A 23,656-nucleotide genomic window follows, 5' to 3' on the forward strand; every position below is an offset into this window, starting at 1 on the left:
AGCCGTGACCCGTGAACTCAAGCGCGTTAGCATCGTCGTGTTCCTGATGTTCCTGACGCTGTTCGTGTCGTCGACCGTCATCCAGTTCTTCCAGGCCGACAACCTGGCGAGCGACCCGCGCAACGCCCGCACCCTCTACGCGAGCTACGACGTGATGCGCGGCCCGATCCTCGTGGCCGGCCAGCCGGTCGCGGAGTCGGTGCCCACGAACGACCAGTTCAAGTACCAGCGCACCTACCCGCAGGGTCCGCTCTACAGTGCCGTCACCGGCTACTACACGCTCGGTCAGGGCTCCAGCCAGATCGAGCAGTCCATGAACGACTACCTCTCGGGCACGAGCGACTCCCAGTTCCTCGACTACCTCAACCGCATCATCACGGGCCAGAACCCGCAGGGCGCCTCGGTGGAGCTCACGCTCGACCCGGTGGTGCAGCAGGCCGCCTACGACGCGCTCGGCAGCTACCGCGGGGCCGTCGTGGCGATCGAGCCGTCGACCGGCCGCATCCTCGCGATGGTCTCCAAGCCCGACTACGACCCGAACACCCTCGCCGTGCACGACACCCAGCAGGTCATCGACACCTACAACGCCCTGCTGGCCGACCCGGGCGATCCGCTCATCAACAAGTCGATCAACGACCTCAACCCGCCCGGCTCGACCTTCAAGATCGTCACCACCTCGGCGGCCATCCAGAACGCCGGCCTCACCATCGACCACGCGGTTCCGAACCTGGCCCGCCTGCCGCTGCCCGGATCCGAGAACACCGTGAGCAACGCCGGCGGCGGAACCTGCGGCGGCGGCAGCACGGTCACCATCCAGACCGCCTTCGTGCTCTCCTGCAACATCCCGATGGCCGAGGTGGGCATCGAGATCGGCCAGAACCCGATCGCCGACATGGCCAGGTCGTTCGGCTTCGGCAGCGAGCTGCAGATTCCGATGCAGGTCTCGACGAGCGTCTACCCGAGCGGTCTCGACGACGCTCAGCTCGCGCTCTCGGCCTTCGGCCAGGGCAGCGACGTCGCCACCCCGCTGCAGATCGCGATGCTGTCGTCCGCGGTGGCCAACGGAGGAAAACTGATGACGCCCAACCTGGTCGACGAGATCCGCGCCCCCGACCTCAGCGTGCTGCAGAGCTTCCAGGCGAAGGAGTTGTCGACGCCCCTGAATTCGGTAACAGCTTCGACACTTTCGCAGTTGATGGTCGAAGCCGTGGATAGCGGCGCGGCGACTAATGCAAGAATAGACGGAGTCAGTGTGGCCGGTAAGACCGGGACTGCGGAGAACGCAACGGGCGCTCCCTACACCCTGTGGTTCACTGGTTTTGCGCCCGCAGACAACCCTCGGGTTGCCGTCGCAGTGGTCGTGGAAGATGGCGGTGGGTTGGGTCAATCCGGTTCTGGGAACCAGGTGGCCGCTCCGATCGCAAAACGAGTACTAGAGGCGGTGCTGAGTAAATGAGACCCACAGCAGGGGTGACCTTCGGGGGCCGGTACGAGCTGTCCAATCGCATCGCGATCGGCGGCATGGGCGAGGTGTGGCAGGCCACAGACCTGGTCATCGGGCGTACCGTCGCCATCAAAATCCTGAAGGACGAGTACCTCGGCGACCCGGGCTTCCTCGAGCGCTTCCGTGCCGAGGCCCGCCACGCGGCGCTCGTCAACCATGAGGGCATCGCGAACGTCTTCGACTACGGCGAAGAGGAAGGCAGCGCCTACCTCGTGATGGAGCTCGTGCCCGGCGAGGCGCTCTCCACCATCCTCGAGCGCGAGCACGTGCTCTCCACCGACCGCGTGCTCGACATCGTCGCGCAGACGGCGCTCGCCCTGCAGGCGGCGCACGCCGCCGGTCTCGTGCACCGCGATATCAAGCCGGGCAACCTGCTCATCACCCCCGACGGCCGCGTGAAGATCACCGACTTCGGCATCGCCCGCATCGCCGACCAGGTGCCGCTCACGGCCACCGGCCAGGTCATGGGCACCGTGCAGTACCTCTCGCCCGAGCAGGCCTCGGGCCAGCCCGCGTCGCCGACCACCGACATCTACTCGCTCGGCATCGTGGCCTACGAGTGCCTCGCCGGCAAGCGCCCGTTCTCGGGCGAGTCGCAGGTGGCCATCGCCATGGCGCAGATCAACGAGACGCCACCCGACCTGCCGGTCACGGTGGCGGAGCCCGTGCGCAACCTCGTGCTCTCCTGCATCGCCAAGAAGCCCGAGGACCGCCCGTCGTCGACCGGAAACCTCGCACGGGCGGCGATGGCCCTGCGCCGCGGCGACATCGCCTCGGCCGCGGCCGCGGTTCCCGCTGTTCTCGGCAACGAGGGGCTGCCGCCCACCATGGCCACGCGGATGATGGCGGCGCCCGGCGCGCCGACGCAGGCCACCACCGTGCTCTCCACTCCTCCCGCGGGCCCCCCGGTCACCCCGGCCGCGGCCGTCGAGGAGGAGCCGAAGAAGCGCAGCCCCTGGACTTGGCCACTCATCGTGCTCATCATCATCCTGGCGCTCGTACTCATCGGCACGATCGTGACGGTCGTGCTGCAGGCCAACGGCAGCAACAACACGCCCGCCACGAGCAACCCGCCGTCGTCGTCCTCGCCGCCGCCCACCTCGAGCACCCCGACGGCGACGACGCCCACCGCTTCGTCGACACCCACCGTCGCCGTGGTCAGCGAGGCCGACCTCAAGGGCAAGACCTTCGACCAGGCCGCGACCCTGCTCTCGAGCATGGGCCTCAGCGCCGCGCGTGTCCCCGGCAACGCCGCTCCCACGAAGGACCAGGTCGACGTCGTCTACCAGGCCACCCCCGTGGGCAACGTCCCGAAGGGCACCACCATCCAGCTGACGGTCTACACCGACGTCATCACGCCCACGGCGCCGAGCAGCGCGGCCACCTTCACCGGCAAGACCAAGCCGACCGTGGCCGAGCCGGATGCCGTGCCCGCCGGAGGAACCTTCGACGTGCAGTGGTCGGCCTACAGCTGCCCCTCCGGCACCACGCTCGAGGGCTACACGCTCGAGGCCACCAACGCCACCGCACCGACGGGCATCACGGGGACCACCGCGACCCTCACCGTCACTGGTGCGGCGGGAGCCACGGTCGACGTGAAGTACAGCGTCACCTGCTCGGGAACGACCTCCGGGTTCTCGCCGGGCCTCCAGACGCCCCTGACCATCGTCCCCACAGCGACCCCGTGACCGACGAGAACCGACTTCTCGCCGGGCGCTACCGTCTGGGCGAACTGATCGGCCGCGGCGGCATGTCGAACGTGTACTCCGGCCGAGACGAACGCCTCGGACGCCAGGTCGCGATCAAGCTGCTGAAGTCGTCACTCGCCGGCGACCCCGTCTTCCGCACCCGCTTCCGCCAGGAGGCCCAGGCGGCGTCGCGGATGGCGCATCCCACCATCGTGCGCGTGTTCGACGCCGGCGAGGAACGGGTCATCGAGCCCGGCGGCTTCGAGGGCATCGTTCCCTTCATCGTGATGGAGTTCGTCGAGGGCACGCTGCTCAAAGACCTCATCAAGAAGGGCCCGGTCGACTCGGCCGAGGCCATCCGCATCACCGAGGGCATCCTCACGGCGCTGGAGTACTCGCACCGCGCCGGCGTGGTGCACCGCGACATCAAGCCCGGCAACGTCATGGTCACGCACGGCGGCCAGGTGAAGGTGATGGACTTCGGCATCGCCCGCGCCATCTCGGACTCCTCGGCCACGGTCGCGCAGACGACGGCCATCCTCGGCACCGCCCAGTACTTCTCGCCCGAGCAGGCCCGCGGCGAGTCCGTGGATGCGCGCACCGACCTCTACTCCACCGGTGTCGTGCTCTTCGAGATGCTCACCGGCCAGCCGCCCTTCAAGGGTGAGACCCCGGTGGCCGTGGCCTACCAGCACGTGAGCGAGATGCCGGTCGCGCCCTCGAGCATCAACCCCACGGTGTCGCCGGCGATCGACCAGGTCGTGCTGCACGCCCTCGCCAAGGACCGCTTCGCCCGTTTCCAGAACGCCGTCGAGTTCCGCACCGACCTCGAGATCGCCGGCGCCGGCAAGATCCCGTCGAAGCGTCTTCCGGCCGACGATTTCCAGTCCTCCCTGTTCGGCGCGCCGCCGAGCTTGGCGCAGGGCAGCGAATCGGCGCTCACCCAGCTCGCGGGCGACGACGAATACGCGGTGCGCACGCAATCCCGGCCACCGGTGGTCTGGATCTGGGCCGGCATCATCTCGGTCGCCGTCATCCTCGTTGCCATCGTGTTCTGGGTGCTCACCCTGCAGCCCACCAACACGCTGCCCTCCACCTCGAGAGAGGTGCCCAACGTCACCGGGCAGACCTTCGAAGCGGCGGATGCGACACTCCAGCAGCTCAATCTCGTCACCGCTCGCAGAGATGTCTACAGCGACACCATCCCTGCCGGTCAGGCGGTCGACACCGACCCCGTGGCCGGAACCATCGTCAGCCCCGACACGGTCATCACGGTGCACGTCTCCCAGGGGCGCCAGGCCATCGCCATCCCGAACCTGCAGGGCAAGTCGGCGGCCGATGCGGCCGCCGCTCTGTCGGCGGCGAAGTTCACGGTGGGCCAGACCAACAAGGAGAACTCTGCCGACGTGCCGGTCGACGTGGTCATCCGAACCGATCCGGCCGCCGCCACCAACGCCTATGCGGGAGACACCGTCAACATCGTGGTGTCCACCGGCCTCGTCACCGTGCCCGATGTCTCGGGGCAGCCGATCGACGTCGCGCGCACCACGCTGACTAACCTGTTGCTCGACGTGAAGGTCGACACCGATCCGGGCTGCAAGACGGCCGCGAGCAACCCGGTGTCGAGCCAGTCGATCGCGGCCGGGGATGCGGCACAGAAGTCCACGATCACCATCCGCTACTGCGTCGGCTGATCTGCGAGCGTCTCTGGGCCCCGGCGAGCCGGATGCCCGGAGCACCGGCCTCCGGAGTCGGCGCTCCCGGTCGGCGCCGGCTCAGACGGCGGTGCGCAGCAGCGGGTTGAGCCCCGCGGCGGTCGCCGGAGCCTCTGTGAGCCCGGCCGTGGCCAGCCAGTTGCCGAGCATCCGGTAGCCGCCTTCGGTGAGCACCGACTCGGGGTGGAACTGCACGCCGTAGATGGGCGCGGTCACGTGCCGAAGGCCCATGATCACGCCTCCCTCGGTGCGCGAGGTGACGGTGAGGCTGTCGGGGACCGTGCCGTCGACCACGGCGAGCGAGTGGTAGCGGGTCGCCGTGAAGCCGTCGGGCACTCCGTCGTAGAAGGCGCTGTCGTCGTGACGGATGATGGAGGTCTTGCCGTGCATCAGCTCTTCGGCATTGGTGACGGTGGCCCCCATCGCCTCGGCGATCGCCTGGTGTCCGAGGCACACCCCGAGCAGCGGCGTGTTCGACTCCAAGGCGGCGAAGACCACGGGGATCGACACCCCGGCGTCGGACGGCTTGCCGGGGCCGGGGGAGAGGAGCACGGCATCGTAGTCGGCGATGGTCGAGGCGGCGTCGGCCGCGTCGAACGCGTCGTTCCGCACCACCGTCGTCTCGGCGCCCAGCTGCTGCAGGTAGCCGTTGAGGGTGTAGACGAAGCTGTCGTAGTTGTCGATGACGAGAACGCGGGTCATCGGTCCACCGTGACATCCTGAACCGGAGCGGTCAAGTAGTCGATCCAGGGGAACACCCAGAACGCCAGCACGAAGAGCACCGCCGCGAGCAGAACGAGAAGAATGAGGATGCGCACCCAGACCGGACCGGGAAGGATGCGCCACAAAGCTGCGTACATGAGTCAGGCCCCCACGATTCCGGCGATCTCGGCGGGCGCGCCGGCCGAGCGCGGCTGCCAGCCCGTGAGCACACCGTAGGCGATGATGCGCTCCGAGGCGATGTACAGAGGATTGCAGCTCGTGAGCGTGATGAGCCGGTCGGTCGGCGTCGCGCCCGGAACCTGCGGAACCGGGTCGATCACTCCGACGCCGTAGGGCGTCACGTACTCGAGACCGCGGAAGGTGTAGGTGTACCAGCCGTCCTGCGTCTCGACGTAGATGGGGTCGCCCACCTGCAGCTCGTTGATCTTGAGGAACGGGCTGCCCCAGCCGTCGCGGTGCGCCGCGATGGCGAAGTTGCCCACCTGCCCCGGCATCTGCGTGCTCGGGTAGTGGCCCGCTCCGCCGTTGTTGAGCACCGAACGCGGGTCGACGCCTTCGGCGATGGTCTTCTTGAAGTCGGAGCCGAAGCGCGGCACGTAGACCACGGCGAACTCCTGGGCTGCAGCCGGCGTCCCGAGCACGGGCGGTTCGCCGAACGGGAACGACGCAGACGTCGTCGGAGGGGCGGAAGCCGCGGGCGTCGACGGCGGCGTAGTGCTGGCCGAGCCCGTGGCCCAGCTCTGCGAGAGCGAGCTCGCGTCAGAGGACTGGTGGTTGCTCAGCATGATGCCGTTGAGCGAGAACTGCCAGCCGAGGAAGAGCAGAACCAGCACGCCGGCCGTGATCAGCAGCTCGCCGAACACCCCGACGATGCGCGAAGCGACGCCGCGACGCGGGGTCTTCTGACGCCGGGGCCGCTTCGGCGGCTCGTCCTCGGCGGAATTCACCAGGTCGAGAAGGTCGCTCATGACCACAATCCTAAGAGGCGCAAGCTGAGGAGAGGCCCCGAGTGCGCTGGCCTGTGGAAAACCGGTGGAGAACCCCGCATCAAAGCCCGTTAGAATCGTCGGCATGGCCCGAGACAAAGCATCCACCAAGGACGTCGCCCGCCGTTCCCGCGAGATCGAGCGCACGTCGAGCGAAGACGCTGCGAACACCCCGAACCCCGTGTGGTTCAAGCCGGTCATGTTCGGGTTCATGCTGGTCGGCCTGGTGTGGATCATCGTCTTCTATGTCAGCCAGGGCGTGTTCCCGATTCCCGACCTCGGGAGCTGGAACATCCTCATCGGCTTCGGCATCGCCTTCATCGGCTTCATCATGACCACACGCTGGCGCTGACCAGCTCCTGCACCGAGAAACCCGTCTGCGGGGCTAATTACACCGCTGTAATTATCCCCAGTGTGGAAACTCTTGTGGATAAGTCCACAGGTGTGGATAACCCTGTGGAATAAGCCGCAAGTCCCGCTGTCTAGGCGAGGACGGCGGCCCCCACGGTGACCGCCACCAGCGCGACGCCCACCAACGACACCAGCGCGACCTGTGCACTGCGCATCCGGATGGCACGGGTGCGCACGAAGATGAGGGCGACGAGCAGCCCGACCACGAGCCCTCCCACGTGCGCCTGCCAGGAGATGCCCGGCACGAAGAAGCCGTAGGCGAGGTTGATCACCACGAGCACGATGAGCTGCACACTGCTGCCGCCGAGGTGCCGGTTGATCACGAAGAAGGCGCCCATCAGCCCGAAGATCGCTCCGGATGCACCCACCACCGCGGTGAACGGGCCGGTGAAGAGCACGACGGCCACCGAGCCACCGAGGCCCGAGAGCAGGAAGAGCGCCAGGTAGCGCCACTTGCCCAGCATCCGCTCGAGCGCGCTGCCGAAGATGAACAGCGTGTACATGTTGAGCAGCACGTGCAGGATCGAGGCGTGGGCGAACACCGCCGTGATCATGCGCCACGGCTCGAGCGGTGCTCCCGAGCTCGGGAGCACGTATGCCGGAGCGAACTGGATGGCTCGCGTCACGTTGAGCCCCGGGATCGACTGCAGCAGGAACACCACGAGACAGATCGCGATGATGAGGTAGGTCATCACCGGCGCATCCGCCCCCGTGAGGTTGCGCAGGAACGCCGGGCGGCCGCGATTCACCCGCGGGGCCTCACGGCGATCCTGCCGGGCGCACTCCACGCAGTGCACGCCCACGGCGGCCTGCACCTGGCATTCCGGGCAGATGGTGCGCCCGCAGCGCTGACAAAGCACGAAGCTCTGCCGGCCGGGGTGGCGATAGCAGTAGTTGTCCGGCGAGGCCGGGGCGCTGGTCATCGACGGACTCCTGGGCTGCTACCGGTGCGGTGGTTCGGCGCTCAGACGGCCTCGACCGTGACGCTCTCGAGAACGACCTCGTCGAGCGGGCGGTCGTAGGCGTCGGTCGCCACACCGGCGAGCTTGTCGACGATGCGACGCGAGGCGTCATCGGCGACCTCACCGAAGATGGTGTGCTTGCCCTGGAGCCAGGTGGTGGGGCCGACGGTGATGAAGAACTGCGATCCGTTCGTGCCCTTGCCACCCTGGATGCCGGCGTTGGCCATCGCGAGGATGTAGGGCTCGGTGAAGTCGAGCTCCGGGTTGATCTCGTCGTCGAAGCGGAAGCCGGGGCCGCCGGTGCCGTTGCCGAGCGGGTCGCCGCCCTGGATCATGAAGCCCGGGATGATGCGGTGGAACACGATGCCGTTGTACAGCGGCGCGTTCGTCGGCTGGCCGGTCTTCGGGTCGGTCCACTCGGTCTCGCCGGTGGCGAGGCCGATGAAGTTCTTGACGGTCTTGGGCGCGTGGTGACCGTAGAGGTTCACCACGATCGGGCCGTGGTTGGTGGTGAGAGTGGCGACGTGGGTGTGTGCGGGCATGGTGCCAATTCTCTCATAGTGCCATCGCCGTTCAGTGAAGCTCCAGCCATTGTGAAGTGGATGATCAGTGCCGTCGCTACTGCGGGGCTTGATTGCGTGGCAAGATGACAATGACCGTGCTCTCGCCGATGGAGGTTTCTTATGAGTCTTTCCCGCAAGCGCCGCAAAGCGCTCGAGCGCCTGAAGGGAACGGCAGAAGACCTGTGGGTCGACCAGCAGGCCGTGCTCGACCGAGCCAACGCCATTCTGCGTGAGGCCGGCAAGCAGGCCAGCTACCTCGCCGACGAAGAGGTGAAGCCGCGTGTCAAGAGCGCAGTCGACACCGGGGCCGTCGCGCTGAGCAAGCGCGCCGCCGACGTGAAGGTCGCCGGCGAGACGGTGAAGCACCGCTTCACCACCGAGGTGCTGCCCGCCCTCGCCGGAACGATCGGCTCGGCCGCCGCGGTGCTGCAGGCCTCGAACAATCCGGAGTTCGTCAAGCAGGCCGGGGCGAAGGTCTCCAAGGCCTCGAAGGCGCTGCAGCCGGCCCCCAAGCCCTCCGCCGGTTCGAAGGTCGGACTGGTGTTCGTGATCAGCCTCGGCGTCGTCACCGCCGTCGGCCTCGGCTACGCCCTGTGGCAGACCTTCCGCGCCGACGACGAGCTCTGGATCGCCGACGAAGACCCGGAACCCGAGACCAGCCCAGAGAGCTGACTCCGCTCCCACCAACGACGAAAGCCCCCGGCAGCTGCCGGGGGCTTTCTGGTGTGTTCAGCGGGTGGAGCCTGGGAGAATCGAACTCCCGACATCCTGCTTGCAAAGCAGGCGCTCTACCAACTGAGCTAAGGCCCCCCATCGGACATCAGTCCGCGGGAGATTTCTTGTGGATCTCTCGTGGGGCTACAAGGACTTGAACCTTGGACCTCTTCGTTATCAGCGAAGCGCTCTAACCGCCTGAGCTATAGCCCCGTTTTTTGACCAGAGAAGAGACTACCTTACCCCGGTCGCATCTCCCAATCGAGTCGGGAGTGACCGTTATTTGTTGGTGAATCCGAGCATCACGCCGCCCGTGATCCGCACGGCGAGGTTGTACAGCGCCGCCCAGATCGCGCCCAGGGCCGTGATCACGATCACGTTCAGGATGCCGACGACCACCGAGAAGCCCATCACCTGCGGCAGCGATGCGAAGTCGAACAGGTTGAAGTTCCCCGCACCCGCGATGTCCTGCAGCAGCGTGTTGACCGAGTCGAACACGCCGGTCTGGTTCAGGACCGACCACACGAGGAAGGCGGCGACGACCGTGATGATCCCGAGGATGATCGCGAGCAGGAAGGAGATCTTGAGCACCGACCAGAAATCGATGTACACGAGCTTCAGCCGCACCTGCTTCGTGGTGGCGACTCGTGCCGTCTTCTTCGCGAACTTGTCGCCGAGATTACTCATCCGTCGTAACGTCCTCTCCAGGCGCAGACACGTCCCCTGAGCTCTCGTCGAGCTCGGATTCGAGGTTGCGTTCCGTGTTCTTGGCCACCGCGATGATCCGGTCGTCGTCCGCGAATCGAGCGAAGACAACGCCCATCGTGTCGCGTCCCTTGGCCGGTACCTCGGCCACGGCAGAGCGTACCACCTTGCCGCTGGCAAGAACCACAAGGACCTCGTCGTCCTCGCCGACGATCAGCGACCCGATCAGGTCGCCCCGCGCCTCGGCGAGTTTGGCCACCTTGATGCCCAGTCCACCACGACCCTGCACCCGGTACTCGTCGACCGAGGTGCGCTTCGCGTAGCCGCCCTCCGTGACGATGAACACGTAGCCCTCGTCGGACACGACGGAGGCGCCCTGCAGCTCGTCCTCCCCGCGGAACTTCATGCCGATCACTCCGGAGGTGGCGCGGCCCATCGGGCGCAGCGCCTCGTCGGAGGCGGTGAAGCGGATCGACATGCCCTTCTTGGAGACCAGCAGCAGGTCGGAGTCCTCTTCCACCAGCAGCGCCGACACGAGCTCGTCGTCGTCGCGCAGGTTGATGGCGATGATGCCGCCCGAGCGGTTCGTGTCGTACTCGGTGAGGGCGGTCTTCTTGAGCAGGCCGCCCTTGGTGGCGAGCACGAGGAACTTGGCCGCCTGGTAGTCGCGGATGTCGAGGATCTGGGTGATCTGCTCTTCGGGCGCGAGGGCGAGCAGGTTCGCCACGTGCTGGCCCTTCGCATCCCGGCCGGCCTCCTGCAGCTCGTAGGCCTTCGCGCGGTACACCCGGCCGGTGTTCGTGAAGAACAGCAGCCAGTGGTGCGTGGTGGTGACGAAGAAGTGCTCCACCACGTCGTCGGCGCGCAGCTGGGCGCCCTTCACGCCCTTGCCGCCGCGGTGCTGGCTGCGGTAGTTGTCGCTGCGGGTGCGCTTGACGTAACCGCCCCGGGTGACGGTGACCACCATCTCCTCTTCAGGGATGAGGTCTTCCACGTTCATGTCGCCGTCGAAGCCGAACATGATCTCGGTGCGCCGGTCGTCGCCGAACTTGTCGACGATCTCGGTGAGCTCCTCCATGATGATCTGGCGCTGACGTGCCGGCGAGCCGAGGATGACGTTGTACTCGTCGATCTTCAGCTGCAGCTCGGTGGCCTCGTCCTGGATCTTCTGGCGCTCGAGCGCGGCCAGGCGGCGCAGCTGCAGCTCCAGGATGGCGCGGGCCTGCAGCTCGTCGATCGAGAGCAGGCCGATCAGGCCGTCCCGGGCCTCCTCGACGGTGGGCGAGCGCCGGATGAGCGCGATCACCTCGTCGAGGGCGTCCAGCGCCGCGAGGTAGCCGCGCAGGATGTGCATCCGCGCTTCGGCCTCGCGCAGACGGAACTGGGTGCGCCGCACGATCACGTCGATCTGGTGGGCCACCCACTCGGTGATGAAGCCGTCGAGCGGGAGGGTGCGCGGGATGCCGTCGACGATGGCCAGCATGTTCGCGCCGAAGTTCTCCTGCAGCGAGGTGTGCTTGTAGAGGTTGTTGAGCACGACCTTCGCGACGGCGTCGCGCTTCAGCACGATCACGAGACGCTGGCCGGTGCGGCCGGAGGTCTCGTCGCGGATGTCGGCGATGCCGGCCAGCTTGCCGTCCTTCACCAGGTCGGCGATCTTGATGGCCAGGTTGTCGGGGTTCACCTGGTAGGGGAGCTCGGTGACGACGAGACAGGTGCGGCCCTGGAGCTCCTCCACGCTCACGACGGCGCGCATGGTGATGGAGCCGCGGCCGGTGCGGTAGGCGTCGTGGATGCCCTTCACGCCGAGGATCTGGGCGCCGGTCGGGAAGTCGGGGCCCTTGATGCGCTGCATCAGCGCCTCGAGCAGTTCCTCGCGATTCGCCTCGGGGTTCTCGAGATACCAGATGGCGCCGGCGGCGACCTCGCGCAGGTTGTGCGGCGGGATGTTCGTGGCCATGCCCACCGCGATGCCGACCGAGCCGTTCACCAGCAGGTTCGGGAACCGTGCGGGCAACACGACGGGCTCGAGCGTGCGTCCGTCGTAGTTGTCCTGGAAGTCGACGGTCTCTTCCTGGATGTCGCGCACCATCTCGAGCGCGAGCGGAGCCATCTTCGTCTCGGTGTATCGCGGAGCCGCAGCCCCGTCGTTGCCGGGAGACCCGAAGTTGCCCTGGCCGAGGGCCAGCGGGTAGCGCAGCGACCAGGGCTGGATGAGGCGCACGAGGGTGTCGTAGATCGACGAGTCGCCGTGCGGGTGGAACTGACCCATCACCTCGCCCACCACACGGGCGGACTTGGAGAAGGCCCGGTCGGGCCGGTAGCCGCCGTCGTACATCGCGTAGATCACGCGGCGGTGCACGGGCTTCAGCCCGTCGCGCACGTCGGGCAGCGCGCGTCCCACGATCACGCTCATGGCGTAGTCGAGGTAGGAGCGCTGCATCTCCAGCTGGAGATCGACCTGCTCGATGCGGTCGCCGGTGGGCGGAGTGATTTCGTCAGTCATGAGGTATCGGTCTCGCTAGAAGGGTCAGATGTCCAGGAAACGCACGTCTTTGGCGTTCTTCTGGATGAAGTTGCGGCGGGACTCGACGTCTTCGCCCATCAGGGTGGCGAAGATCTCGTCGGCGGCGACCGCGTCGTCGAGCGTGATCTGGCGCAGGGTGCGGGTGTCGGGGTCCATCGTGGTGTCCCACAGCTCCCGGTAGTCCATCTCGCCGAGACCCTTGTAGCGCTGGATGCCGTTCTCCTTCGGGATGCGCTTGCCCGCGGCCTGGCCGTCGATCAGGAGCGCGTCGCGCTCCGCATCCGAGTACACGTACTCGTGCGGGGAGTTCGACCACTTGAGGCGGTAGAGCGGCGGCATGGCGAGGTAGACGTAGCCGAGCTCGATCAGCGGCCGCATGTAACGGAACACCAGCGTGAGCAGCAGGGTCGTGATGTGCTGGCCGTCGACATCCGCATCGGCCATCAGCACGATCTTGTGGTATCGCGCCTTCTCGGCGTTGAAGTCCTCGCCGATGCCGGCGCCGAAGGCGGTGATCATGGCCTGCACCTCGGCGTTGCCGAGTGCGCGGTCGAGGCGTGCCTTCTCGACGTTCAGGATCTTGCCGCGCAGGGGCAGGATGGCCTGGGTCTCGGGGTTGCGGCCCTGGATGGCGGAACCGCCGGCCGAGTCGCCCTCCACGATGAAGATCTCGCTCTTGGAAGGGTCACGGCTCGAGCAGTCCTTGAGCTTGCCCGGCATCCCGCCGCCCTCGAGCAGCCCCTTGCGGCGGGTCTGCTCACGGGCCTTGCGGGCCGCCATCCGCGCCTGCGACGCCTGGATGGCCTTGCGGATGATGTCCCGCGCCTGCACGGGGTTGCGGTCGAACCAGTCGGTGAGCTCGGTGCCGACCACGCGCTGCACGAAGGCCTTGGCTTCGGTGTTGCCGAGCTTGGTCTTGGTCTGGCCCTCGAACTGCGGCTCGGCGAGCTTGATCGAGATGACGGCGGTGAGACCCTCGCGCACGTCGTCGCCCGAGAGGTTGTCGTCCTTCTCTTTGATGATGTTCTTCTCGCGCGCGTACTTGTTGACCAGCGTGGTGAGCGCCGCACGGAAGCCCTCTTCGTGGGTGCCGCCCTCGTGCGTGTTGATCGTGTTCGCGTAGGTGTGCACGCTCTCGGTGTAGCCCGTGGTCCACTGCATCGCGACCTCGAGGGCGATCTTGCGCTCGGTGTCCTCCTGCTCGAAGGAGATGATCTCCTCGTTGACGAGGTCGGCCTTCTTCGAGCGGTTGAGGTACTCGACGTAGTCCTTGAGGCCGTTCTCATAGAGGTAGGTGATCACCACGTCCTCGCCGGTGCCGTCTTCGCCGCCGCGCTCGTCGGTGAGCTTGATGGCCAGACCCTTGTTGAGGAACGCCATCTGCTGGAACCGCGCCCGGAGGGTCTCGTAGTCGAACTCGACCGACTCGAAGATCTCGGGGTTGGGCCAGAAGACGGTCTTCGTCCCCGTCTCGGTGGTCGACTCGCCCTTCTCGAGCGGAGCCTGCGGCACGCCGATCTTGTAGCTCTGCCGATAGACGTGGCCCTGGCGCCGCACCTCCACGTCGAGTTCGCGTGAGAGGGCATTCACCACCGAGCTGCCCACACCGTGCAGTCCGCCGGAGACCGCGTAGCCGCCGCCGCCGAACTTGCCGCCCGCGTGCAGGACCGTCAGCACGACCTCGACGGTCGACTTCTTCTCGGTGGGATGCATGTCGACCGGGATGCCGCGGCCGTTGTCCGTGACCTCGATACCGCCGTCTTTACGCATGACCACTTCGATGTGGGTGGCGTAGCCGGCGAGGGCCTCGTCGACCGAGTTGTCGACGATCTCGTACACCAGGTGGTGCAGACCCCGGGGACCCGTCGAGCCGATGTACATGCCCGGGCGCTTGCGCACCGCTTCGAGACCTTCCAGAACCTGGATCTGGTCCGCGCCGTACTCGTTGTCAGGGTGGACCTTATCCGATTCAGACATAAAGAAATGGGCTCCTCAGCGTCGTGCCCTCCGGCCGGGCAGGCGACCCTTAATTCTATCAAAGGAAGGGTGGGAATCGGCCCTTGAACGGCCCGCTGAGCGATTTATTTCGAGGGGATGACCACATTTGCCCTGTCAGCCGTAGGTATCGCGAGGACCGCGCCCTGGAATCGATCTGGAGCCCCGTTTCCAGGACGGGGCGTGGGGCGCTTCGAAGCGGATCGACTCGATGCCGGCCTCGGGAAACTTCTGAGCGATCGTCGTCATGATCATCACGCGCATGTGCCGCAGCTGCGTCGCCCAGGCCGTCGAGTCGCACTGCACGGTGAGAACGGCGTCGGTGATACCCGTCGGCGTGCTGTGCTCGGAGGTCTCCGGCCCGGCGATCTCGGCCCAGGCGAGCAGCAGGTCGGACTTCGCGAGAGAAGAGGTCCAGCCGAGCTCGCTCGAGAGCGACGACATGATGTCGCCCAGACCGTGCGGGTCGCGCCCGAGGCCGTAGGGCACGCTCTCCTCATCGGAGCTGCGGGACTTGCGGGCGCGCCATCGTGCCGCTCGGGCATCCGAATTGCCGAACGCGGCCTTGAGTCGCAGGTAGACGTTCTGTGATTCGCTCATGTCGCCGGCCCCGCGTCGGCCGTCACCGGGTCGGCCGCATTCGGATCCTCGACGATGGTTCCCGCCGAGATGCGCACGGTGTGCGCCGTGAGCTCGGCCGGGACGTCGTCGTAGACCGCGGCCGTGATGAGAACCTGCTCATAGCCCTTCACCGCATCCGCGAGCCGGCCGCGCCGGCGCTGGTCGAGTTCGGCGAACACGTCGTCGAGGATGACGATGGGGTCGCCCGACACCGAATCGGCCCGCAGCAGTTCGGCGCAGGAGAGTTTGAGGGCGAGCGCGAACGACCACGATTCGCCGTGGCTCGCGTAGCCCTTCGCCGGCAGTCCGTTCAAGCGGAACAGCACGTCGTCGCGATGCGGCCCACAGAGGGTGATTCCGCGGTCGCGTTCGGCCCGGCGCACCTTCTCGAGCGCGGCGCGGAACCATTCTGCGAGCTGCTCGCGCGAGGGCCGGGCGCCGAGGCCGACGAGTGGGCCGTCGTCATCGGCTTCTGGGTGGTCGGAGAGGATGCTCAGCATCACGTCGATCGTGGGCTCCTGATCGGAGCCCGCCACCGCCTGATAGGCCTCTCTCACGAAGGGACCGAGAGCATCCACGATGCCGATGCGCTCCCACATGATCTCGGAGCCCAGTTCTACGAGGCGCTCGTTCCACAACTCGAGGGTGGAGAGGTTCGCATCCTTCAATCCGGATGCGCGTGCCGACTTCAAGAGCGCGTTGCGCTGCTTGAGCACCCGGTCGTAGTCCGCGAAGACGCCGAGGAGCCGGGGGGTCTTGGCGGCCAGGAGCGCATCGACGAAGCGCCGGCGCGTGGACGGTTCGCCGCGGATGAGCGCGAGGTCCTCGGGGGCGAACAGCACGGTCGAGATGTAGCGCGGCAGCTCCCGGGGCTTGATGGCCGAGCGGTTCACCTGCGCACGATTGGCGCCGCTGCGATTGAGCTGCAGCTCCACCAGGATCTCCCGGCCGTCGTGCTCGAGTCGMSCMCCCACGACCGCGGAGTCCTCGGTGGAGCGGATGAGTGCCTGGTCGTTCGACACCCGGTGGGACCCGAGGCTCGAGAGGTACCCGAGGGACTCCACCAGGTTCGTCTTGCCCTGCCCGTTACTGCCGACGAACAGGTTCGGGCCGGGCTGCAGCGCGACTTCGGCCGAACGGTAGTTGCGGAAGTCGGTGAGGCTCAGGTGCCGAACGAACACGCGGTGATCGGGTTAGTCGAGCTCTTTGACCGCGTGGCCGCCGAACTGGTTGCGCAGTGCGGCGACGGCCTTCATCGAGGGGGAGTCCTCCTGGCGCGAGACGAAGCGGGCGAAGATCGAGGCGCTGATGACGGGCATCGGCACGGCGTTCTCGATGGCCTCTTCGAGGGTCCAGCGGCCCTCGCCCGAGTCTTCGACGTAGCCCTGGATGTCCTTGAACTCGGGGTCGGCCTCGAGGGCGCGCACCAGGAGGTCGAGCAGCCACGAGCGCACGACGGTTCCGCGCTGCCAGGCCTTGAACGTGCCCGTGACGTCTTTGATGATCTCCTTCTTGGCGTCGAGGAGCTCGTAGCCCTCGGCGTAGGCCTGCATCATCCCGTACTCGATGCCGTTGTGCACCATCTTCGCGTAGTGGCCGGCGCCGATCTCGCCCACGTGCACGAAGCCTTCGGCGCGAGGTCCCTCGGGGCGCAGTGCGTCGAAGATCGGCATCGCGCGCTCGACCATCTCCACGGTGCCACCCACCATGAGGCCGTAGCCGTTCTCGAGGCCCCAGACTCCGCCGGAGACGCCGGCGTCCATGAACTGGATGCCCTTCGGGGCGAGCTGCTCGGCGTGCTTGGCGTCTTCGGTCCATTTCGAGTTGCCGCCGTCGATGATGAGGTCGCCCTCGTCGAGCACCTCGGCGAGGTCGGTGATGACGGAGTCGGTGATCTTGCCGGCCGGAACCATGACCCACACGATGCGGGGGGCGGGCAGGGCTGCGGCGAGTGCCGTCAGGTCGGCGACATCGCTCACGGCGGGGTTGGTGTCATAGCCCACGACGTCGATGCCCGACTTCTTCAGGCGGGCGCGCATGTTGTTGCCCATTTTGCCCAGACCGATGAGTCCGATGTTCATGACCGTCTCCTTGTGTGTGAGAGAAGTGGAGCGGATGCCGAGGTTGGGCATCCGTGGCTCGCCTAGCGCAGCAGTAGGTTCGGCTGCAGGAGGTACTTGTAGTCGTCGGAGCCCGGCTGGTCCTTCGACGACTGGCTCGTGATGAGGACCGGGCCCGGCTTGTTCGGGTTGTCGGTCTTCGTGAACGAGATCCGCACGAACTCCGAGTGCACGGCCCCGAGACCATCGAGGAGGAATTGCGGCTTGAGGGACACCACGGTGTCCTGGCCCGTCAGCAGCGCGTCGATCGACTCGGAGGCCTGGGCGTTCTCGGATCCGATGGCCTCGAGGGTCACGCCGTCGATCGTGAAGGTGAAGCGCAAGGCCGCCTCGCGCTCGAGCACGAGGGACACGCGCTTGGTGGCTTCGATCAGGTCGGCCGTGTTGATGACCGCGTAGTTGTCGACGGTCTCGGGGAACAGTCGCTTGACCGGTGGGAAGTTGCCCTTGATGAGCAAGGTGGTGACGGTCTTCTTGTCGGCCTTGAAGGCGATGAGCTCGCGGTCGTCCGAGTTCGTGATGGCCACGGAGATGGTGCCCGCGTTGCCGAAGGTCTTGCCCACCTCCTGCAGGGTGCGGGCCGGCACCAGAGCGGTGGCGGCGACGGTGCCGGAATCGTTCGAGTCCCAGTCGATGTTGCGCACGGCCACGCGGTAGCGGTCGGTCGCGACGAGCGAGATGCTGTTCTCGGTGACCTCGAGCTGAACGCCGGTGATGACGGGGGTGACGTCGTCGCGCGAGGCGGCGACGGCGACCTGCGAGACGGCGGCGGCGAACTGGTCGGCCGGGAGCAGTCCCGACTCGGCGCCCACCTGGGGAAGCGTGGGATATTCCTCGACCGGCATGCTCAGCAGCGTGAAGCGCGCGGAGCCGCACCGCACCACGATGCGCGAGTCCTCGGTGCTGAACTGCACCGGGGCGTTGGGCAGGCGGTTCGCGATGTCGGAGAGCAGGCGTCCCGACACCAGGATCACACCCTCCTCCTCGACGTCGGCCGAGATCTGCGTCTGTGCAGAGACCTCGTAGTCGAACGACGAGAGTGTGAGGCCGTCTGCGGTCGCCTCGATCAGCACGCCGCTCAGGATGGGGAGCGTGGTGCGCTGAGGCAGGAGCTTCACGGCGAACGACACTGCTTCGCTGAAGACGTCTCGGTTTACTTGGAACTTCACGAAGTCACCTCTGTCGGCAATAGAGACCTTGAGTCGCTCAATGCTATCGGGTGGAGCCGAGGCTGCTGGGTGACCTCTGCGGAGTAGAGGTTGTCGGATGTGATTTCCCTTAAGGATGGTTTCTTAATCTTCTTAACCTCTGTGGATATGTGGATAACTCTGTTTAAACCGCTCGATCACCGGGAACTACACGCGTGTGAGTTGTTGGCCGAGTGTGAAGGGCGTGTGTGCTCGTCTGAACCGTCGCTGAACCGTTGGCGAACGATTCCACATGCGAGCCCGACTGATCAACAGTCGCGGGGATGTTATCCACAAACATTTCACAATCTGTGGACAACGGTGCCAGGAAGCGCTCAGGCGCTCTTGTAGCGCTGGTTGTGCTTGATGCGATTGGAGATCTCGGTGACCTGGTTGTAGATCGACCGCTTCTCGGTCATGAGCTTGCCGATCTTGTTGTTGGCGTACATCACCGTGGTGTGGTCGCGGCCGCCGAACAACTGTCCGATCTTGGGCAGTGAGAGGCTCGTCATCTCGCGACACAGGTACATGGCGATCTGTCGGGCGGTGGCGATGGCCTGGGAGCGGCTCGAGCCGTAGAGGTCGTCGACCGAGAGCTTGAAGTACTCCGCGGTGTGGTTGATGATGTCGACCGGGGCGATGACGTTGTCGTCGTCGAGCGTGATGAGGTCTTTGAGCACGGTCTGCACGAGGGCCATGTCGACCGGGGTGCGATTCAGGCTGGCGAACGCGGTGACACGGATGAGTGTGCCCTCGAGTTCGCGCACGTTGCTCGAGACCTTGGTGGCCATGAACTCGAGGATGTCGTCGGGCACCCGCAGCCGTTCGCTCTGCGCCTTCTTGCGGAGGATGGCGATGCGGGTCTCGAGGTCGGGCGTCTGCACATCGGTGATGAGGCCCCATTCGAAGCGGGTGCGCATCCGGTCTTCGAAGCCGGTGAGGTGCTTGGGCGGCAGGTCGGAGGTGATGACCACCTGCTTGTTGTGGTCGTGCAGGGTGTTGAAGGTGTGGAAGAACGCCTCTTGGGTCTCGGCCTTGCCCTGAAGGAACTGGATGTCGTCGATCAGCAGCAGATCGATGTCGCGGTACCGGGAGTGGAAGGCGGCACCGCGGTTGTTGGCGATCGAGTTGATGAAGTCGTTGGTGAACTCCTCGGAGCTCACGTACCTCACGCGCACCCCGGGGTAGAGGCTGATCGCGTAGTGGCCGATCGCGTGCAGGAGGTGCGTCTTGCCGAGGCCGGAGTCGCCGTAGATGAAGAGCGGGTTGTAGGCCTTGGCCGGCGCCTCGGCCACGGCCACCGCGGCGGCATGCGCGAAGCGGTTCGAGCCGCCGATCACGAAGTTGTCGAAGCTGTACTTCGGATTGAGCCTGGTGTCGTTGTTGCGGAGGGGGCCGACCGTCTCCTGCACGGGGACGACGGCCTCGACGTAGACCGGCTCCGGAGAGGGGTCTGTGACGGTCACGGTCTCGTAGCCGTCGATGTCGGGATTCACCACGACCGAGAAGCTGTTGACGGCGAGCTGGGCGTCCAAGGTGCCGAGGGCGCTGAGCAACGAGGGGCGAACGCGTTGTTCGAGCATGTCGCGGGTGAAGTCGTTGGGAACCTCGAGGTAGAACGATCCGCCGAGGATGCCCTTGGGAACGACGAGGCCGAGGAAGCCCTTCAGCTGCGGTGTGATGCGCTCGTCGGTCGAGAGAGCCTGGAGAACGGTACGCCAGTTGTCTTCCGTCGAACGGGCACCGTCAGCCAATGGAACTCCTGTCGAACATGATCTGCATCGTCGAACTCGCAAAAGTCCGATTGAACTGCCGTGTGCTGCGCCCCCGCCGGCTGTGAATAACTGTAGGCAACTAAGCTAGTGACTGCCATGCCGCAGGGCAAGTTCGTTGTATTGGCGGCCCGCGTGTCCTACACAGATGTTGTCCACAGACTGTGGATAATTGATTCTTTGTGCCCACCGGTTTGACCGCAGGCGTTTGAAGCCGTAGTTTTAATCAGTTGACTTGTGCGACCAGCCCTTTTCGGTCGTCACCCCTTACTTCACGATGGACATTGACTGTGCCTGTCGGACACCGGAGATCATTATGAGCAAGAGAACCTTCCAGCCGAACAACCGCCGCCGGGCCAAGGTGCACGGTTTCCGTCTGCGTATGCGCACGCGTGCCGGCCGCTCCATCCTTTCGGCTCGTCGCCGTAAGGGCCGCACCGAGCTCTCCGCCTAGACCTCTCCCGATCGCGGTGCTGGCCAGAGCCAATCGCATCACACACGGCCGCGACTACCGCGGCACTGTGCGCGGTGGTGCGAAGTTCGTCGGGCCCAACACCGTCACCTACATTCGCGCATCCGATTCGTCGGATGCGCGTTTCGGGTTCATCGTGGCGAAAACGGTCGGTGTCGCCGTCGTTCGCAACCGTGTGCGCCGCCGCTTGAAGGCAGCGAGTCACGAGCTGCTCCCCCGCGTCTCCCCCGGGGTCGACGTGGTGGTGCGTGCGCTTCCTCAAGCCGGGTCACAGCCTTACCGGGTACTCTTCGAAGAGCTTTCGCGCTCTCTCAGCAAAGGATCAGTACTCGCATGACGTCGGTGGTGACTGCGATCGTGCTGCTTCCCCGCAATCTCGCGGTGCTGCTGCTGCGCGGTTACCGCGCCGTCATCTCTCCGCTCTACGGCGATGTGTGCCGGTACTACCCTTCGTGCTCCTCGTACACGATGCAGGCCATCCAGCAGCGGGGCCTGATCGTGGGCTCGGCGATGGGTGTCTATCGCATCGCCCGTTGTCACCCGTGGGCGAAGGGCGGGGTCGATGACGTCCCCCCGGTTCGCCGACAGAAGTACCGGCTCACGCCGTTCGGTTTCGTAGTACCCGCTAGCCACGGAAAGGGCTGACCCCAACCATGGAAATTCCGTTCCTCGATACGATCCTCTGGCCCATCAAATGGGTGGTGGAGCTGATCCTGGTCGCCTGGCACTGGTTGTGGACCGCCGTCGGCCTCGACCCGGCGGCCGGCCTCACCTGGGTGCTCTCCATCGTGGGCCTCGTGCTCGTGGTGCGTGCGGCGCTCATCCCGATCTTCGTGCGACAGATCAAGAGCCAGCGCAAGATGTTGGAAGTGGCGCCGCAGCTCAAGAAGATCCAGGACAAGTACAAGGGCAAGAAAGACCAGTTCTCGCGCGAGGCGATGTCGCGCGAAACCATGGAGCTCTACCGCAAGACCGGCACCAATCCTCTGGCATCGTGTCTGCCGCTTCTGCTCCAGATGCCCATCTTCTTCAGCCTCTTCTCGGTGCTCAACAACGCCCAGAAGGGCCTGGCCGGCGTGGGCCCGCTGAACGCGGAGCTCGGCAAGCAGTTCGGTGATGCGACGCTGTTCGGCGTCGCTCCCCTGCACGACACCTTCATCGGTTCCTGGAACGCCGGCGGGCCGTGGCAGGTCATGGTGATCGCGGGTGCGATGGTCGTTCTGATGACCGCGTCGCAGTTCTACACGCAGCTGCAGATCATGGCGAAGAACCAGTCGCCGGAGGCCAAGGCGAGCCCGATGTTCCGTCAGCAGCGCATCCTGCTCTACATCCTCCCCCTCGTGTTCGTGTTCTCCGGTGTGGCCTTCCCGCTCGGTGTCATGTTCTACTGGCTCACCTCGAACCTGTGGACGATGGGCCAGCAGTTCCTCGTGATCCGCAACATGCCGACGCCCGGCAGTGAGGCGGCGAAGGCCCGCGAGGAGCGACTCGCTCGTCGCGGCAAGCTCGAGCCCACCAAGGGTGCTCCGGCCATCGAGTCGATTCCCGAGGCTCCGAAGACCACACAGCGTCAGCAGCCGGTGAACAAGAACCGTGCCAAGAAACAAGGTGACAAGAAATGAGCGATGTGAGCGAGACCACTGAGACCACCGGCGCGCTGGCCACCGACATCCACGACGGCGAGTTCGACACGGCGGGCATCGAAGCAGCCGGTTCGATGATTGCCGCTGACGACGAGAGCGCCGCTGCGGATGCGCCGACGGCGTCGCGCCTCGATGATGAGGGTGACGTGGCGGCCGACTACATCGAAGAGTTGCTGGACATCTGCGACCTCGATGGTGACATCGACATCGCCGTCAACGATGGCCGTGCGTACATCTCGGTGAACGCCTCCGGCGACAGCAACCTCCGCATCCTGTCTCGCCCCGACACGGTGGCCGCGTTGCAGGAGCTCACACGCCTCGCAGTGCAGACGAAGACCGGCGAGTTCTCCCGCCTGATCCTCGACGTGGGTGGAAGTCGTGAGCAGCGTCAGCGTGAGCTCGAGAACCTCGTCGACGTGGCGATCGCCAAGATCAGTGCGGGTGCCACCGCGGCGGAGCTGGAGCCGATGTCGTCTTATGAGCGCAAGCTCGTGCACGACATCGTGGCTGCTCGAGGTTTCGTGTCGGAGTCGGAGGGTGAGGGTCGCGACCGTCACACCGTCATCTCCCCCGCGTGATGTTTCACGTGAAACAGTGCTGCTGAGATGGTGACGTCGACACTGTGAGCACCGATGACGTGACCAGTCACGAGGAGATCGAGCGCGAGCCCGCTTCGGCGATCGCGGTCTTCGGCGATCGTATCGACGTGGCGCGGGCCTTCACTGCCGACCTCGCAGCGCGCGGCGAGGAGCTCGGTCTGATCGGACCGCTGGAGCTTCCGCGCATCTGGACGCGGCACGTCATCAACTGCGGGCTCGTGGCACCGCTCTTGCGTCCGGGACTCGTGGGTGACATCGGGAGCGGAGCCGGCCTGCCAGGACTCGTACTCGCGATCGCCAGACCTGATGTCGACTTCGTGCTGATCGAGCCGATGGAGCGTCGAGTGGCCTGGCTCAATGAACAGAAGCACCTGCTCGGCCTCGACAACGTGACTGTCGAGCGGAATCGTGCGGAAGACGTGCGACTTTCCACGAAGCTCGATCAAGTCACCGCCCGTGCCGTCAGCGCATTCAGCAAGCTCATCCCACTCTGCGCTCCCCTGCTCGCCCCCGGCGGTGAGATGGTCTTGATGAAGGGCGCCGGCGCCACGAACGAGATCGCGGCTGCGGAGAAGGCGATCCGTCGCTTCAAGCTCAGCGGCGTCGAGGTGGTGGAGCTCGGTGCGACACTGGATGTGGAGATCACGCGGGTGATCCGGGCCAGAGTTCCGTGATGGCCGCGCCGTTCGCTTCGTCGAGCCCATCGCATGGAGCGGAGTTCGATACCATCGAAGGCGTGCATTCGGCGG

General features: G+C 65.9%; 24 protein-coding genes and 2 tRNA genes. 11 read left to right on the top strand and 15 right to left on the bottom strand.

Going from position 1 to position 23,656, the window contains the following annotated elements; genetic code table 11:
• Positions 1-4 precede the first annotated feature (4 nt).
• Genes VD659_RS07255 through pknB form a run of 3 tightly spaced genes read left to right on the top strand, consistent with a single transcriptional unit; the run spans position 5 to position 4,886 of the window.
• Positions 5-1,456, top strand: a complete 1,452-nt coding sequence (locus tag VD659_RS07255; RefSeq protein WP_423260456.1) for a peptidoglycan D,D-transpeptidase FtsI family protein — start codon at positions 5-7, stop codon at positions 1,454-1,456.
• The gene (locus tag VD659_RS07260) at positions 1,453-3,192 is read left to right on the top strand and encodes a serine/threonine protein kinase (RefSeq protein WP_423260457.1); all 1,740 of its coding nucleotides are present in this window, start codon (positions 1,453-1,455) and stop codon (positions 3,190-3,192) included. Before VD659_RS07255 ends, VD659_RS07260 begins: the two co-directional genes overlap by 4 nt.
• A complete protein-coding gene (gene pknB, locus VD659_RS07265) occupies positions 3,189-4,886 on the top strand; it encodes a Stk1 family PASTA domain-containing Ser/Thr kinase (protein WP_423260458.1) in 1,698 nt (565 codons plus the stop codon). The genes VD659_RS07260 and pknB overlap by 4 nt, the downstream gene beginning before the upstream one ends.
• A gap of 81 nt (positions 4,887-4,967) precedes the next feature.
• On the opposite strand, the gene VD659_RS07270 is transcribed toward pknB, so the two are convergent.
• The 3 genes from VD659_RS07270 to VD659_RS07280 are packed head-to-tail and all read right to left on the bottom strand — an operon-like array spanning position 4,968 to position 6,598.
• Positions 4,968-5,609: an anthranilate synthase component II gene (locus tag VD659_RS07270; RefSeq protein ID WP_423260459.1), complete on the bottom strand. Its 642-nt coding sequence runs from the start codon at positions 5,607-5,609 to the stop codon at positions 4,968-4,970.
• Positions 5,606-5,767, bottom strand: a complete 162-nt coding sequence (locus VD659_RS07275) for a hypothetical protein (protein ID WP_423260460.1) — start codon at positions 5,765-5,767, stop codon at positions 5,606-5,608. The genes VD659_RS07270 and VD659_RS07275 overlap by 4 nt, the downstream gene beginning before the upstream one ends.
• A 3-nt stretch (positions 5,768-5,770) precedes the next feature.
• A complete protein-coding gene (locus tag VD659_RS07280) occupies positions 5,771-6,598 on the bottom strand; it encodes a class E sortase (RefSeq protein ID WP_423260461.1) in 828 nt (275 codons plus the stop codon).
• Positions 6,599-6,701: 103 nt separating this feature from the next.
• Here VD659_RS07280 and VD659_RS07285 point away from each other — a divergent pair, with 103 nt between their 5' ends.
• Complete coding sequence (locus VD659_RS07285) at positions 6,702-6,968, top strand: cell division protein CrgA (RefSeq protein WP_423260462.1); 267 nt, start codon at positions 6,702-6,704, stop codon at positions 6,966-6,968.
• 130 nt (positions 6,969-7,098) lie between these two features.
• Here the strand turns inward: VD659_RS07285 and VD659_RS07290 are convergent, their stop codons facing one another.
• Both VD659_RS07290 and VD659_RS07295 read right to left on the bottom strand, forming a co-directional pair.
• Entirely contained in the window at positions 7,099-7,950 is an 852-nt protein-coding gene (locus tag VD659_RS07290; protein ID WP_423260463.1) for a rhomboid family intramembrane serine protease, read from the bottom strand.
• 41 nt (positions 7,951-7,991) lie between these two features.
• Positions 7,992-8,531 (bottom strand): peptidylprolyl isomerase, encoded by a 540-nt coding sequence (locus VD659_RS07295; protein ID WP_137838174.1) that lies wholly within the window; start codon positions 8,529-8,531, stop codon positions 7,992-7,994.
• Between the two features lie 141 nt (positions 8,532-8,672).
• Here VD659_RS07295 and VD659_RS07300 point away from each other — a divergent pair, with 141 nt between their 5' ends.
• The gene (locus VD659_RS07300) at positions 8,673-9,224 is read left to right on the top strand and encodes a hypothetical protein (protein WP_423260464.1); all 552 of its coding nucleotides are present in this window, start codon (positions 8,673-8,675) and stop codon (positions 9,222-9,224) included.
• 65 nt (positions 9,225-9,289) lie between these two features.
• Here VD659_RS07300 and VD659_RS07305 read toward each other — a convergent pair.
• From VD659_RS07305 to dnaA, 10 genes are all read right to left on the bottom strand, one after another.
• A tRNA-Ala gene (locus tag VD659_RS07305) sits at positions 9,290-9,362 on the bottom strand.
• A 43-nt stretch (positions 9,363-9,405) separates the two neighbouring features.
• Positions 9,406-9,479, bottom strand: a tRNA-Ile gene (locus VD659_RS07310).
• Positions 9,480-9,545: 66 nt separating this feature from the next.
• Positions 9,546-9,953 carry a DUF3566 domain-containing protein gene (locus VD659_RS07315; RefSeq protein WP_137838176.1) on the bottom strand — a complete coding sequence of 136 codons (408 nt, stop codon included), beginning with the start codon at positions 9,951-9,953 and terminating at the stop codon, positions 9,546-9,548.
• On the bottom strand, positions 9,946-12,477 hold the full coding sequence (gene gyrA / locus VD659_RS07320) for a DNA gyrase subunit A (protein ID WP_423260465.1): 2,532 nt from the start codon (positions 12,475-12,477) through the stop codon (positions 9,946-9,948). The genes VD659_RS07315 and gyrA overlap by 8 nt, the downstream gene beginning before the upstream one ends.
• A gap of 24 nt (positions 12,478-12,501) precedes the next feature.
• Positions 12,502-14,475, bottom strand: a complete 1,974-nt coding sequence (gene gyrB, locus VD659_RS07325; protein WP_423260466.1) for a DNA topoisomerase (ATP-hydrolyzing) subunit B — start codon at positions 14,473-14,475, stop codon at positions 12,502-12,504.
• 135 nt (positions 14,476-14,610) lie between these two features.
• Positions 14,611-15,093 (bottom strand): DUF721 domain-containing protein, encoded by a 483-nt coding sequence (locus VD659_RS07330; RefSeq protein WP_423260467.1) that lies wholly within the window; start codon positions 15,091-15,093, stop codon positions 14,611-14,613.
• A complete protein-coding gene (recF, locus tag VD659_RS07335; RefSeq protein ID WP_423260468.1) occupies positions 15,090-16,295 on the bottom strand; it encodes a DNA replication/repair protein RecF in 1,206 nt (401 codons plus the stop codon). The genes VD659_RS07330 and recF overlap by 4 nt, the downstream gene beginning before the upstream one ends.
• A gap of 12 nt (positions 16,296-16,307) precedes the next feature.
• On the bottom strand, positions 16,308-17,195 hold the full coding sequence (gene gnd / locus VD659_RS07340) for a phosphogluconate dehydrogenase (NAD(+)-dependent, decarboxylating) (RefSeq protein ID WP_423260469.1): 888 nt from the start codon (positions 17,193-17,195) through the stop codon (positions 16,308-16,310).
• 62 nt (positions 17,196-17,257) lie between these two features.
• Positions 17,258-18,403: a DNA polymerase III subunit beta gene (gene dnaN / locus VD659_RS07345; RefSeq protein WP_423260470.1), complete on the bottom strand. Its 1,146-nt coding sequence runs from the start codon at positions 18,401-18,403 to the stop codon at positions 17,258-17,260.
• A gap of 353 nt (positions 18,404-18,756) precedes the next feature.
• The gene (gene dnaA, locus VD659_RS07350; protein WP_137838183.1) at positions 18,757-20,175 is read right to left on the bottom strand and encodes a chromosomal replication initiator protein DnaA; all 1,419 of its coding nucleotides are present in this window, start codon (positions 20,173-20,175) and stop codon (positions 18,757-18,759) included.
• Between the two features lie 334 nt (positions 20,176-20,509).
• Here dnaA and rpmH point away from each other — a divergent pair, with 334 nt between their 5' ends.
• The 6 genes from rpmH to rsmG all read left to right on the top strand — a co-directional run bounded on the left by rpmH (position 20,510) and on the right by rsmG (position 23,581).
• On the top strand, positions 20,510-20,647 hold the full coding sequence (rpmH, locus tag VD659_RS07355) for a 50S ribosomal protein L34 (protein ID WP_055810406.1): 138 nt from the start codon (positions 20,510-20,512) through the stop codon (positions 20,645-20,647).
• Positions 20,648-20,663: 16 nt separating this feature from the next.
• On the top strand, positions 20,664-21,002 hold the full coding sequence (rnpA, locus tag VD659_RS07360; RefSeq protein WP_423260471.1) for a ribonuclease P protein component: 339 nt from the start codon (positions 20,664-20,666) through the stop codon (positions 21,000-21,002).
• A complete protein-coding gene (gene yidD, locus VD659_RS07365; RefSeq protein ID WP_423260472.1) occupies positions 20,999-21,310 on the top strand; it encodes a membrane protein insertion efficiency factor YidD in 312 nt (103 codons plus the stop codon). Before rnpA ends, yidD begins: the two co-directional genes overlap by 4 nt.
• A gap of 8 nt (positions 21,311-21,318) precedes the next feature.
• Complete coding sequence (yidC, locus tag VD659_RS07370) at positions 21,319-22,287, top strand: membrane protein insertase YidC (RefSeq protein WP_423260473.1); 969 nt, start codon at positions 21,319-21,321, stop codon at positions 22,285-22,287.
• A 95-nt stretch (positions 22,288-22,382) separates the two neighbouring features.
• Positions 22,383-22,886, top strand: a complete 504-nt coding sequence (locus VD659_RS07375; protein WP_423260692.1) for a protein jag — start codon at positions 22,383-22,385, stop codon at positions 22,884-22,886.
• Between the two features lie 59 nt (positions 22,887-22,945).
• Complete coding sequence (gene rsmG / locus VD659_RS07380) at positions 22,946-23,581, top strand: 16S rRNA (guanine(527)-N(7))-methyltransferase RsmG (RefSeq protein ID WP_423260474.1); 636 nt, start codon at positions 22,946-22,948, stop codon at positions 23,579-23,581.
• Positions 23,582-23,656: the final 75 nt, after the last annotated feature.

Source organism: Herbiconiux sp. 11R-BC (assembly GCF_049472555.1).
In the GTDB taxonomy this organism is placed as follows: domain Bacteria; phylum Actinomycetota; class Actinomycetes; order Actinomycetales; family Microbacteriaceae; genus Herbiconiux.